At 68.5% G+C, this 12,177-nt stretch carries 15 protein-coding genes; 6 read left to right on the top strand and 9 right to left on the bottom strand.

Features of this window, described 5'->3' with window-relative positions:
* Positions 1–37: 37 nt before the first annotated feature.
* A complete protein-coding gene (gene tssB / locus EJI00_RS21260) occupies positions 38–553 on the bottom strand; it encodes a type VI secretion system contractile sheath small subunit (protein ID WP_126749467.1) in 516 nt (171 codons plus the stop codon).
* 70 nt (positions 554–623) lie between these two features.
* Positions 624–1,655, bottom strand: coding sequence for a type VI secretion system protein TssA (gene tssA / locus EJI00_RS21255; RefSeq protein ID WP_126749466.1), 1,032 nt, complete (start codon positions 1,653–1,655; stop codon positions 624–626).
* Between the two features lie 71 nt (positions 1,656–1,726).
* On the opposite strand from tssA, the gene tssJ reads away from it, so the two are divergent.
* A complete protein-coding gene (gene tssJ / locus EJI00_RS21250; RefSeq protein ID WP_126749465.1) occupies positions 1,727–2,239 on the top strand; it encodes a type VI secretion system lipoprotein TssJ in 513 nt (170 codons plus the stop codon).
* 5 nt (positions 2,240–2,244) lie between these two features.
* Here tssJ and EJI00_RS21245 read toward each other — a convergent pair whose 3' ends face one another.
* Complete coding sequence (locus EJI00_RS21245) at positions 2,245–3,360, bottom strand: type VI secretion system protein (RefSeq protein ID WP_126749464.1); 1,116 nt, start codon at positions 3,358–3,360, stop codon at positions 2,245–2,247.
* 29 nt (positions 3,361–3,389) lie between these two features.
* Complete coding sequence (locus EJI00_RS21240) at positions 3,390–4,730, bottom strand: DotU family type IV/VI secretion system protein (RefSeq protein ID WP_126749463.1); 1,341 nt, start codon at positions 4,728–4,730, stop codon at positions 3,390–3,392.
* 247 nt (positions 4,731–4,977) lie between these two features.
* Between EJI00_RS21240 and EJI00_RS21235 the strand changes: the two genes are divergently transcribed.
* Entirely contained in the window at positions 4,978–5,649 is a 672-nt protein-coding gene (locus tag EJI00_RS21235) for a response regulator (protein WP_126749462.1), read from the top strand.
* A 30-nt stretch (positions 5,650–5,679) separates the two neighbouring features.
* Here EJI00_RS21235 and EJI00_RS21230 read toward each other — a convergent pair whose 3' ends face one another.
* Positions 5,680–5,880, bottom strand: a complete 201-nt coding sequence (locus EJI00_RS21230) for a hypothetical protein (protein WP_260590804.1) — start codon at positions 5,878–5,880, stop codon at positions 5,680–5,682.
* 191 nt (positions 5,881–6,071) lie between these two features.
* Between EJI00_RS21230 and EJI00_RS21225 the strand changes: the two genes are divergently transcribed.
* Together EJI00_RS21225 and EJI00_RS21220 are read left to right on the top strand one after the other, a co-directional pair.
* Positions 6,072–6,470, top strand: coding sequence for a hypothetical protein (locus EJI00_RS21225; RefSeq protein WP_126749461.1), 399 nt, complete (start codon positions 6,072–6,074; stop codon positions 6,468–6,470).
* A gap of 23 nt (positions 6,471–6,493) precedes the next feature.
* Positions 6,494–6,946, top strand: coding sequence for a hypothetical protein (locus EJI00_RS21220; protein ID WP_260590803.1), 453 nt, complete (start codon positions 6,494–6,496; stop codon positions 6,944–6,946).
* A 14-nt stretch (positions 6,947–6,960) separates the two neighbouring features.
* On the opposite strand, the gene EJI00_RS21215 is transcribed toward EJI00_RS21220, so the two are convergent.
* Both EJI00_RS21215 and EJI00_RS21210 read right to left on the bottom strand, forming a co-directional pair.
* The gene (locus EJI00_RS21215) at positions 6,961–7,188 is read right to left on the bottom strand and encodes a hypothetical protein (protein WP_126749460.1); all 228 of its coding nucleotides are present in this window, start codon (positions 7,186–7,188) and stop codon (positions 6,961–6,963) included.
* An 18-nt stretch (positions 7,189–7,206) separates the two neighbouring features.
* Positions 7,207–7,566, bottom strand: a complete 360-nt coding sequence (locus tag EJI00_RS21210; RefSeq protein ID WP_126749459.1) for a translation initiation factor IF-2 — start codon at positions 7,564–7,566, stop codon at positions 7,207–7,209.
* Positions 7,567–7,760: 194 nt separating this feature from the next.
* Here EJI00_RS21210 and EJI00_RS21205 point away from each other — a divergent pair, with 194 nt between their 5' ends.
* Together EJI00_RS21205 and EJI00_RS21200 are read left to right on the top strand one after the other, a co-directional pair.
* On the top strand, positions 7,761–8,039 hold the full coding sequence (locus tag EJI00_RS21205; protein ID WP_260590802.1) for a hypothetical protein: 279 nt from the start codon (positions 7,761–7,763) through the stop codon (positions 8,037–8,039).
* 183 nt (positions 8,040–8,222) lie between these two features.
* The gene (locus EJI00_RS21200) at positions 8,223–8,705 is read left to right on the top strand and encodes a ferritin-like domain-containing protein (RefSeq protein ID WP_126749458.1); all 483 of its coding nucleotides are present in this window, start codon (positions 8,223–8,225) and stop codon (positions 8,703–8,705) included.
* Positions 8,706–8,718: 13 nt separating this feature from the next.
* Here the strand turns inward: EJI00_RS21200 and EJI00_RS21195 are convergent, their stop codons facing one another.
* Both EJI00_RS21195 and EJI00_RS21190 read right to left on the bottom strand, forming a co-directional pair.
* A complete protein-coding gene (locus EJI00_RS21195) occupies positions 8,719–10,812 on the bottom strand; it encodes an HlyD family efflux transporter periplasmic adaptor subunit (protein ID WP_126749457.1) in 2,094 nt (697 codons plus the stop codon).
* Positions 10,806–12,158 (bottom strand): HlyD family efflux transporter periplasmic adaptor subunit, encoded by a 1,353-nt coding sequence (locus EJI00_RS21190; protein WP_126749456.1) that lies wholly within the window; start codon positions 12,156–12,158, stop codon positions 10,806–10,808. Before EJI00_RS21190 ends, EJI00_RS21195 begins: the two co-directional genes overlap by 7 nt.
* Between the last annotated feature and the right edge of the window lie 19 nt (positions 12,159–12,177).

Below are 12,177 nucleotides of genomic sequence, written 5' to 3'. Positions count from 1 at the left end.
GTTTCTCCTCGTGGTCCGGTGTGTCAGGTGTTGGGGTTCAGGCGGCCGGCTTGCTGCCGTCCTCCGGCTTGGCGGTGGCGGCCAGCGACTGCAGAAGGGCCGGGTCTTCCAGCACCTTGGCCAGCAGTTCCTCGGCGCCGTTCTTGCCGTCCATGTAGGTCACGAGGTTCGAGAGCTGGGTGCGCGCCTCGAGCAGCTTGTCGAGCGCGCCGACCTTCCTGGCCACGGCGGCGGGCGAGAAATCTTCCATGTTCTCGAAGGTGAGCTCGACCTTGAGTTCGCCTTCGCCGGTCAGCGAGTTCTCCACGGCAAACGCGGCGCGCGGCTTCATGGCCTTCATGCGCGAGTCGAAGTTGTCGACGTCGAACTCGAGGAACTTGCGGTCGGCCACGGGTGCGAGCGGATCGGCCGGCTTGCCCGACAGGTCGGCCAGCACGCCCATCACGAACGGCAGCTGGATCTTCTTCTCGGCGCCGTAGAGTTCCACGTCGTATTCGATCTGCACGCGTGGCGCCCGGTTGCGGGCGATGAATTTCTGACTGCTCTTGGCCATGGCAATGCTCCTTGCGGGGGTAGATGGGGCGGTTCGATCAACAGGAAAAAAAGGGTGCGGGAAAAGACGGCTACTCGGAGGGGCGCTTGCCGGTCACGGTTTCGATCGTGTCCAGCGCGCCGGGTGCGAGGTTGGCCATGATTTCGAGAAAGCTCACGCCGATGAGCTTCTTGGCGCGCTCGATCAGGAGCGGCGCGGGATTGCCGGGCTCGGTCTGCTCGAGAAAGCGGATCACGCGGTCCAGCATCTGCAGTGCGTCCTGCCGGCTCTGGATCTCGCCGCGCGCCGCCGCGGGCCGCGGCGTACCGCCGGCTTGCGGGGCATCGCCCTGCGTTTCTTCGGTGGCGCCGGCTTCCTCGGGCGCACCGATGGCGGCGCTGCAGGCTTTCTGCAGCATGCGGCCGATGGTGCGCAACGCAGAGAGGTCGATCGCGTCGGAGCGGCCTGTGCGCTCGACCAGCAGGGCTTGCAGCTTCTCGACCAGGCCGGGCACGCCCATGGCGGCCTGGATCAGCTCGGGCCGCTCGGCATGGAGCGCTTCGAGCCCGCCCTGGATCTGTGCCGGCGAATAGGTGGCTTCACCCCCGACCGCGTTCAACGCGTTGTTGGCCACCGCGATGTCGCGCACGCGGATTGCGCCCACGCCCGGCGCCACGCCCACCTGCGCGTCGTACAGGTCGCGCAGGACCATCGTCTCGTCGCCGAGCGGCGCGAGCGCGTTCAGGCGCATGGTGGGATCGTTGTCGTCCTCGGCATCGAGCTTTGGATGTATGCCGTCCCAGAACTTGTCGAGCAGGCGGGTGAGCAGTTCGAGCCCGGCAACGAAACCTGCGAGTCCCTGCAACCGCGTGGCAGCGCGCAGCAACAGCACGGCGGCGCGCACGTCCTTGCTGCGGCGCAGGATCGCGTCGGACTGTTCGGCCACCTCGCGCCACTCGGGCTCCACCGCGGCAATGACGGTGTCGCCGAACTGTTGCTCGGGCTTGCCCTGCGCTGCGGTGGTGAGCGCGGTAAAGGCAGCGTCGTACTCCAGATCGTCGCCGCACGGCGATGCCTCGCCGATGGGCGTGAGCAGGGCTTCGACAAGTTCGTTGGTCAGCATGTTGCCTGTTCGAGTTGGCTGGTGATAATCAAAGATGCAGCAGAACCGGTCAATGCAACGAAGGGAATAGCATGCGCACGCTGGGTACACACCATTCGTCCTATGGACGCTCTTTCGCTGCGGTCTCGCGGCGCCTTGCACTGGCCTCGGGCCTGGTGTTGACGGGTGTGCTGCTCGCAGGCTGCGCACCCAAGCCCGTGGTCACGACGGTGTCGATCACGCTGGTTGCAGGTGCCGATGCCAACCCCGACGCGCGCGGCCGCGCTTCGCCGCTCACGGTGCGCGTCTATGCATTGAAGTCGCCTGGCCCGTTCGAAGGTGCGGACTTCTTCTCGCTGTTCGAAAAAGACCAGGCCACGCTGGGCGCAGAGCTCGTCCAGCGCGAAGAGGTGCTGCTGCGCCCCGGCGAGACCCGCAAGCTCGACCTCACCCTGCCGCCCGATGCCAAGGCCATCGGCGTGATGGCGGCGTTCCGTGACCTCGACCGTGCGCGCTGGCGCGAAGTGCGCCCCGTGCAAACCGGCAAGGCCCAGGCCATGACGGTGACCTTCGGCGCCCGACAGATCCGCATCGAGAGCAAGTAGCCGTTTCATGGCGGCGTGTTCGCGTTCGGCGGGCGCCCAGGCCGCACGAGCGGCTGGTCGGCGGGCAGGAAGCGCCCGAACAGGTCGGCCGTGAACGCGCCGCCGGCCCCGCCCGATGCGGCGGCCGTGAAATAGAGGCCGCGCCACCGCGGCCCGCGCGAACCGCGGCCATGGCCTTCGAACAAGGCATCGGCAACCTGGCGAAGTGCGGGTTGCAGCGCGCGCATCGCCTCGATGAATTCATGGATCGCGAGCCGGCCCGATGCGCTCGGCTGTTCTCGCAGCAGGGCCATGCGCAGCGCATGCAGTTGCTGCGCCAAGGGGTCGAACACGGCATCGAGCCGCGCGGCGGCGGTGTCGTTGGCGGCGAGCGGCTCGGCCAGACGATGGCCGACGGCTTGCGCCAGCACTTCGGGCGGCAATGCGCCGCGCAGCGCGGCATAGCCGGCCAATCGTTCAAGCCCGGTCACGACAAGATAGACGGGCAACTGCAGGCGCAGGGTGTCGCCGGCCTCGTCGAGCAGGCGCCGCATCCTGGCTGCCAGGTGCTTCATGCTTGCGGTGTCCGTGCGCAGCAGCTCGCTGGCTGCAACGCACACCACCAAGCCGTTGAGCGGCAAGCGCTCGCGTCGCTCGGCCAGCGCCAGCAGCGCCTGCAACCAGAGGCCGCGCGTGTGCGGCTCGTTGGCCTTGTCGCTCACAGCGGCCGGGTGTAGTTCGATGGCGGCCATGGAACCCGTCAGCCACCAGCGCCAGTAGGGTTCGCCGAAGGGCTCGCTGTCCGGTGGCGGAAGGCATTCGGCGCCGGCGGCCGCAAGCAGTCCCGGCAGATTGGCCGCCACGTCGCCCAGGAAGAGAAACCACGGCACCGGCGCGTCGCGTGGCCGCGGTGGCTGGCGAAGGGCCTGCCGGGCGCGCGACATGGCTTCGTTGATGGCCGGGATGGCGGCTTCGTCGGCCCCGGCGGCCCAGGGGCCGAGCGCGTCGATGCGCCGCCGCAGCGCACGCCGGCGCGCACCGCGGCCCGCATCGCGAACCATGCCGTACAGCAGCGCGAACCCCACCAGGCACAGCGCAAGCAGGAGCCAGAAGAGATGCACGGGCGAGAGAACGGCGGTCATGGCGGTGGCGTCGCGTTCTTCCCGGCGTTTCAGCGCGGGACGGTTTCCAGAAACACGAAGTCGGCCACCAGCCGCTCGCTTCCCTTGCCGGCCGCAAGCGCTTCGCGCAGCCGCAGCAGATAGGCCGAGGCGAGCTCGAAGGGCGGCCGGTCGGCAATGGCGGCGAGCGGCAACGGCGAGGAAACCGCCGTGACCAGCACGCGGCCGAACGGTGGGCCCACGAGCCAGCTCGAGGGAATGTCGCGCCCCAATTCGAGCTTTTCACCGGCGCGCAGCCGCGTGGCCGACTGCCCGGCGTTGAGGTGCATCACGGAACCGTCGGCGGTGTAGTAGTCGACCCACAGGTAGCTGTCGTGGCCGGGTGCGGACACCTGCACGCGCACCTTGTCGCCTTCGCGCAGCTCGCTGTTCGTGGCGGTGGGAACGTCCATTGCCAGTCCCAGGGCCTTCTCCCGGTTGCGCAGCTGGTAGGGCTTGAGGATTGCCGAGACTTCGCAATGCGGCCACGCGCGCAGTTCGACGTCGAAGGTGGGCGACCCCGCGCCGGGTATTGCGGCCACTTCGCGCTCGACCCGTTCCAGGTCCGCCGGCAGCGAGACGAAGCCGCTCACGCGCAGGCTCCCGTCCTTGCGGGCGGTGGCGGCGAGATCCGCGCATGCGTAGCTTTGCAGATGCTGCTCGATGCGTCCGGCCAGGGGCGGCTCGGCGGTGGAGGGGCCGGCGAGCCACTGCCACCACAGGAGGTAGAGCAGGGGCAGCAGCAGCGTGAGCGAAGCCGTGGCCCGCAGCAGCGCACGGTCGCGGCGCCGCGTGTCGTAGGGGCCGGGCGGATCGGCCACGCGATAGGGCTGCGGCGTGATGTGGTCCTGCACCAGACTGCCGAGCGCCAGCGGCTGGAGCCGCAATTGCCGGCTGTGCAGCTCCTTCAGCTTGCCGAGCTCGCCCTGGTCGCCGGTCTCGAAGTAATACTGGCCCTTGAAGCCGTGCACCAGCGCATGCCAGTAGACCTCGCGCACCTCGTCGTCCTGCGCGGTCAGGGCTGAGAGGTGATGGAAGAACTCGCTGGCGGCGTTGTTCGAATTGAAGAGCTGCATCTGCAGCGGCGCAGCATCGGCTCCGGCACCGGGATGGCGCGCGAGGATTTCGTCGATCCAGGCCACCATGGCAAACGCGGCGGACTCGACCTGCCCCGCGGGCGTGCCCGATGCTCCGGCCGCGGCGCGCGCTTCGTCGAGCAGGCGGCGCGCCTGTTGCTGTGCAGCATCATGGGAAAGCGCGGCGAGGCCGCCGGCAGTCGATGCCGCAATGGATGCATCAAGGGCGAGGCCGAACGAGATGAAGGCCGAAAAACTGTCGAGCAGGCGGGCCATGATTGTGCCCCGCTCACTGCGCTTGCGTGGTGAAGGATGCCTTGCACCGGCGTCTGCAGCAGTGGCGCATGCCTATGTCCCCGGTTCCTTCGAATGGGCATTCATTCTTCCAAACGAGGCGCGGCGGGCGCCATATCGCTTGGGGTCTATGCCGTTCGTGGGTAGATGCGGTATTGCTGCGCGGGGCAATCGCCGGTATCTTCGGCTTCCGCTGAATTCAACGCACGCTGGGACACTGGGACACGCCATGAAAATTCTGATCGCCGACGACCACCGGCTCGTCATCGAGGCGGTCAAGGCCAAGTTGTCGGAGCTCGAGCCCGGCATTGAATTCGTCCTGGCCATGAGCGTCGACGAATTGCTTGCCGGCGCCAACGACGAGCTCGATCTGGCCCTGATCGATCTCAACATGCCCGGTGCAGATGGCCAGGCCCACATCGACGAGATTCGCCGCCGCCACCCGGCCGTGCCGGTGATCGTGCTGTCCGGCTACGAAGACCCCGCCATCATGCGAAGCGCTCTCGAGCGCGGCGTGCTCGGCTTCATTCCCAAGGCCTATTCGCCCGAGGTAATGCTCTCGGCCGTGCGGCTGGTGCTGGCGGGCGGCGTGTATGTGCCGCCGATGATGCTGACGGCGCTGCCGCCAGGCATTGTGGCCGGCGTGGCGCCCACGCAGAACGGCGCCGCGGGCGCATCAGCGGCAACGCTGGAGCACCTGCGCAGCGTGCTCACCGAGCGCCAGGTGGAGGTGCTGCAGCTGCTGTCGCAGGGCAAGCCCAACAAGCTCATCGGGCGCAGCCTGGGCATCAGCGAGGGCACGGTCAAGATTCACCTTGCAGCCATCTTTCGCGCGCTCAATGTGCGCAACCGCACCGAAGCGGTGGTGGCCGCGCAGGCCCTGACAGAAGCGCAAGCCTGAGGCTTGTTGCGCCGGCCTCAACGGCCCCGCTCAGGAGCAGCTGAGCTTCATCGCCTCGATTCGTCCGCCAAAGCCCAGCTTGCGCATGAGGCCGCCTTCGCGGCTGTTGGCGGGGAAGTTGACGGTGCGGTCCCTGAACATCGCGTGCTCATACACCTGCAGCGTTGCGCGCGGGCCGACGCTCACGCTGTCGATGTCGCGCTTGAGCTGTCTTGCGGTGCCCCGGTCCATGCTCTGGACCTCGCCCTTGCTCGGAGCCTCGATGGACCAGGGTACCCACTGCCGATGCGCAATCTCCGTGAATGACTGCGCCCCGGACGCGCGGATTTCCTACGCGCAAGCAGGCCTCGGCTATCCAGTCTGAAGCACGTGAGGAATCAGCCCTTGCGTTCATCAACGTTTTTCATGAAGTGAACAAAGCCATGGCCACGAGCAGCATCCTGGGAGGCGACTATCCGCCGGCGGAACCGAAGGGAACGGACGTCGACAGCCTTGGCCCCAGCGACACGAGCGACAGCGCAAGCGATGTGCGCACCTCGCGCGAGCGTTCCGTCATTCCTGAAGATGCCGCCGAAGGCGCGCTGCCGGTGGCGCATGAAAGCAGCAGCGACGCCGAAGGAACCGGCGAGCGCGCATCGGCCGACGCACCGCCGGTGGCGCCCGACGCAGACATCCTGCCGGACCGCGTGGGCATCGTTCCTGGCAGCGCGGCCGACGTGGCCGCATCCATCGATCAGGAAGATGCCGGCATGCCGGACGAACTGGCCGATGAGGCGGGCGAGCCCGAAGACGAAGAAGACGGCGAAGACAGAGCCGCCTGAAGCGGGGTTGGGTGGATACGGCCATGACCATGCAACGCCAACTCGATTGCGCGCTCCAGAGCCTTCAGCAGCTTGCCTACGCCCGCATTGCGCGCGAGTTCGCCCGCGCCTGGCAGGCAAGGGCGAATGCGCCCGATGAGGCCGAAGCACTCCTGGGCGAGGCTCACCGCCGCGTGCTGCACTGCGAGCAGGCGCTCGCTGAATTGCGCGTCGTCATCGACGACCCGCGCCAGATTGCCGAGATCAAGGTTGCCCGGGCGCTGTACCTGCGCATGCTGCTGGAAAGCGCTCCCACGCGGCTGCAATCGTGGAGCGATTGCGAAAGCCTCGACGACATGCCGAAGTCCCACCTGTTCGAATGGATTTCCTATGATTTCGAGCGGCTCGAACTGGCGGAACTGGAAGGCTCCATGACCGAAGAAGAAGCCGCCTCGTACACCCAGGCGATCGACACGGCGGCCAGGGTGCGCGATTGAGCAGAGGAGGGTGTTCAACCCCTCCCCAGCACGATCGCACCGTCCTGGATGTAGCGGTCGAACTCGATCCTTGGTATGGCGGCGGTCAGCGACTGGCCGTTCTCGGTCCACGTGATGACGACGCTGTCGTCCGCCATCAGAATCTGGCAGTTGCCTTCCGGAATCTTCAGTTGCGGGCCGTCGCCCGCGCGAAATTCCATGGGGCCGACGACGCGTGCATCGATCTGGGTAGTGGAAGTCATGTTTGGCTCGCTGTTCATCTATTGGGGCGCGGGCCGCGCATGCCGCTTGTCGCTGCCGCGCTGCTCCTTGGAAGGGTCGCCGTCGCGAGAAGGCGCAATGCCCCCCGGCGTGGCGGTCGAGGGCGGACGCGAGGTTTGCGTGCGTGCGGCGGCGGGCCCCTTGTCCGAGCCCAGCGGGCCCTGGTCGATGGAGCCGCGAGGCTGGTCTGCGGGGCGCGCACCCTGCGGTTCGGCTGAATCGCTGATGGGGGGCGCGCGTGTCCCCTTCGGGTTGCCGGTGGGCTGTGCGCCCACTGCCGCCACAGAGAGCAGCAATGCGGCAGCAACACCGTACTTTCGCAGAGGGCGAGGCGCGGAGCGCGATACATCGTTGGCCATGAATCGAATCCTCGAAAACTGAAGCCTCTTTTTTCGCGCGCAACACCACGGTGTGCTGTAGGCAGGAACACCGTCCTTGCGCCGGTTGCGTGCCTGCTTGCCCGATTGCCGGGCGCTTGCGCCGAAGATGCGACGCTTTCCTACGCACGGCAGAGCTGGCGCGGCGCACGGTGAAGTTTTCGAAAGGACACAGCGTGACCAGATCGACAACGACGCACAGGCCCGCCGCGCCGGATGAAGCGGCGAGTTCGGCCGCATACCGCAAGCCCACACCCGCAGAGAAAAGCATGAAGCGCGAGGCCAAGACGCCCGCGGAGAACGGCGATCCCGTCGGCCCCAACGACGGCCCCGCAATCACAGGCGAGCGCAAGCCGCCAACGCCGGGCGATGCCGGCGTGGGCGAAACCGACAACCACGGGAGTTCGCCCTACAGCCAGCCCGGACGCCCCGAAAAGCCGTTCCGCGAAGAGTGAACCGAAGCGGCATCGTTGGCCCGAAGAACCCCTACAGGCGACGTCGGGCGAAGCCGACACCGCTCCCGGTCCGCGCGAACACCATTTGTACCGGGACCAGCGCAATGCGGCCGCATTCGGGCATGCATGCGCGGCAGTTTTTTCAACCCGCCTCTTCACGAGGCAAAGCGAAGGAGTCATTCCATGGCCAACTACACGAACACTGCTGAAACCGCGAACAGCGGAGACGTTGTCGAGGTGCTGAACGATCTGCTCGAGAACACGCGCGATGGTGAATACGGTTTCCGGGCCTGCGCGGAGGAAGTGGATTCTCCGCAACTCAAGCAGGTGTTCCAGAACCGCTCCGCGGAATGCGCCAAGGCGGCCGGCGAGCTGGTTCAGCTCATCAGGCGCTTCGGCGGCTCGCCCGACGACGGCGGCACCGTGAGCGGTGCCATGCATCGCGGCTGGGTGCATGTGAAGGGTTCGGTCGGCGCGAACAGCGCGCTCTCGATGCTGGAGGAATGCGAGCGCGGTGAAGACGCCGCCGTGGCGCGCTACCGCAAGGCGCTGAAGGAAGACCTGCCCGCCGACGTGCGCGCAATCATCCAGCAGCAGGCGGAAGGCGCCCAGCGCAACCACGACCAGATCAAGCAGTTGCGCGACCAGATGCGCGCCACCACGTAAGACGCTAGCCCCGCTAGAAGCCCGCCTGCTGGATCAGCACCGACAGCGCACTGTCGGTCCAGTGGTGGGCAATGCTCTCGCGGGTACCTTCGAAATGCACCTTCACCTCGCGCACCGCCGCGAGGGGGGTGTCCGATTCCCCTTCCACGAGCACGCGGAACCAGGCGTCGGCCGGCCGCAGTTCGGTCTTGGGCCGGGTGGGATTGAGCGCGATCGGTCCGCCGTGGTCCTGCGCGAGCAGCAGGTGCGGCAGCCGCTTGACGGGGCTGCTGTCGATGGCGCGCACCTTCCCCTGCAGCTTGCGCGTGCGCCCCTTCACGATCACGGTGGCTTCGCTGTCGAGCGACAGCCGCTGGCGGTCGTGTTCCGGCACCAGCGCCTCGACGCGCCACCGCCGACCGTCCACCACCATCGCGATGAGCTGCGACGGGCCCAGCCATGTGTCCCGGCCCACGAGCGGGTCGAGGTCGCGGACTTCGCCGCTGTGCGAAGCCACGAGCCGCAGCCGGAGCAGTTCCGCCTCGCGCGCGCGGCCCTCGGCCTCCCATCGGCTCGCCTGCTGCTCCGCCACGGCCAGCTGCGCAGCCGGGCCCTCGGCCAGCCCGAGCGAACCGCGCGCGGCGCGGGCGTAGGCATGGGCCAGCGCACGCGCCTTGTCGCGCTCGCCCGCCTGGGTGGGCGCATCGAGCGTGAGCAAGGGGCGTCCGGGCTCGACGTCGAGCCCGTTGGTGATGTCCACCGCCGTCACGCGGGCCGCGAAGGGGGAATACACGGGCTGCTCCGAGCCGGCCTTGAGCACGCCCGGCGCGGTGATGCCGGCACGCCAGGGCACCCAGAGCACCAGCGCCATCGCGGCGAGCGCCAGCAGCCAGGCCATCTTGCGCCGGTGCGGGATCTCGGCCCTGCGCTGCATCCACACCCGGAACTCCGCGGCGACGGGGCGGCCGACGAAGACCGCGAGCTCGACGAAGAACAGGAGAACGCCCAGGGCCTTGAAGAAGGCGTGGTACACGACGACCGCAATGCCGATGAACAGCACCAGCCGGTAGATCCAGGTGGCGAAGGCAAAGGCGACCAGAAAGCGCCGGAAGCCTGGCGAGAGCGTTTCCGCCGGCGGCTCGTCGAGGCCGAGCAGCCAGCGCCGCAGGAAGCGCTTGGCCTGCAGCCCCGCGCGTTCGTGCAGGCCCGGGAAGTCGAGCGCGTCGGTGAGCATGTAGTAGCCGTCGAAGCGCATGAAAGGGCTGGCGTTCACCAGCAGCGTCAGCACCCAGGCCGTGGTCGCCAGAAAGAACAGCGCATTGCGCAGGTCACCGTCGGGCAGAAAGGCCCACAGCAAGGTGGACCACGCCGCCAGCACCAGCTCGGACGCGATGCCGGCCGAGGCGATGGCCAAGCGATGGCGCGAGCGCTCGAGCTTCCAGCTCTCGCCCGTGTCGGTATAGGCCATGGGCCACATCACCAGCAGCGCGACGCCCATGTGGCCCACGCGCACGCCGTGCCGTGTCGAGACGAGCGCATGGCCGAGCTCGTGCAGCAGCTTGGAAACGATCAGCGCGCCGGCAAAGCCGAGCACGCCTTCCCAGCTCAGCGCCCCGCGCAGATTGGCCTCGACGGTGTCCCACTGGCGCGCCGCGAGCACCAGGCCTGCGAGCGCAGCGAACGCCGTGAGCCCGAGGAACCAGCGGGTGAACAGCCAGCTGACCCAGGGCAGGAGCCGCTCCAGCCAGAGCGCGGGCCGCACCAGCGGGATGCGCACGAACAGGTAGTTGTTGAGCAGCCAGCGCCAGGCGGGCATCGGCGGTTTCTGGCGCGCCGCGCGCAGCAGCTGGTGGCGGGCGAGAAAGCCCTGGAACTCGGCCACGTCGTCGGGCGCGGGCGCGAGCGTGGTGGCCTCGGCGACCTCGCTCGCGATGCGCTGCGCATCGGCGAGCCGCCAGCGCTGCAGGAATTCGAACTCGAGCCAGCCGATGCGGAAGAACAGATTGCGTACCGGGTCGCAGATGTGCCAGGCCGGCGATCCGTCGCGGTTCGCACCGGTCGGATGGATCTGCAGTTCCTCGCGCAAGTCGGGCCACGGTGCGGGCCCTGCGGCCGCCGGGCTCAGCATCCGCACCACTCCCGCACCGCGGCGAAGGGGCGCCGGAACATCAGGTAGCCCAGCACGGTCCAGTCGCCCGACACGCGCGCGGTGCCGCGCAGCCCGATGCGGGCGACCTGCGTCTTTTCGTCGATATGGCCGCGCAATTGGTAGCTCGCCACGCCGTTGGGGGCCTCGACCGCCTGGTAGCCCGCATAGTCGAGCCGCGCGGAGACGGGATCGAGCGGCGCCACGCGCAGGAACAGCGTCATCGGCGCGCCCGGCGCCAGGTTGACGGCCTCGCTGACCGGCGCCCAGGCCTGCACGCCCAGCGAAGCGGGGTCGGCCAGGAGGCCAACGCGTTCGCCGGTCTGCACCGGGCGGCCGGCCCAGTCGTCGGGGTCGGAATAAACGAACACGCCCTTGGCCGGCGCCTTGATCGAGAGCTGGGCCACCTCGCGCTGCAGCGATGCCACGTCGACCTCGCGCTCGCGCAGCTTGCCTTCGGCCAGGTTGAGCTCGGCCTTGGCGGTCTGCGATTCGATCGCGCGCTGCGACGCCTGGTGCAGTTCGAGCCGCGCGCTTGCCAACGCCGCCTCGGCCACCGCCAGGCGGTTGAAGAGCGTGGTGTCGTCGAGTTCGGCAATCACCTGGTCCGCCTCGACCGGCGTATTGGGCTGCACGGTGATGCGCCTGATGACGCCATCGCGCGGCGAGGCGATCACCTGGCTGCGCAGCGAGATGACCTCGGCCTGCACCAGCGCGTATTCGCGCACCGGCGCCAGCAGCACCAGCGGCAGCAGGAACAGCGACCAGCGCAGCGCCCTTCGGGACCAGAGGCCCTGCCAGAGCGTGCCGAGCGAGCGCCGGCGGCCGGTCAGCGCCCACCAGGCGTGGCCGTAGGTTGCCGCGGCCTGCAGCAGCAGGTACTCGGGCGCATCGGCGCCGAATTCGGTGGGCCACGGGTTCTCGCGTGCGAGGAACAGCACGGCGCGGGTCTGGCCGTCGGGGCCGATGAGCGGCAGCACCCAGACATGGTCGGGCAGCCAGTCGGCCCAGGACGCGGCCAGCGCCGGGGGCAGCATCGAGGGCGCCAGCGAGAGCACGCGCGCGGCCGGCGGCAGCGCATCGAACCGCGGGCGCAGGTGGTCGGCCAGCTCGGCCAGCCAGAGCGCATAGGGCGAATCGGCCTCGACGTCGGCCAGCCCCGAATGGCCGACCAGCCGGGTGCGGCGCGCGCCGAAGTAGCCGACCAGCGCCGCCTGCCGGTAGCCGGCGAGCGCATGGGTCTCGTTGCAGATGACAAAGGCCAGGTCGGCCGCGCGGGTGGCCGCGCGCACCTTCGCGGCGAGCGCGTGAAAAGCCAGGTCGGTCACGGTCGTGTTTTTCGACGGA

This window comes from Variovorax sp. DXTD-1 (assembly GCF_003984625.1).
In the GTDB taxonomy this organism is placed as follows: Bacteria; Pseudomonadota; Gammaproteobacteria; order Burkholderiales; family Burkholderiaceae_C; genus Variovorax.
This window is presented reverse-complemented; position numbering and strand designations above follow the sequence as displayed.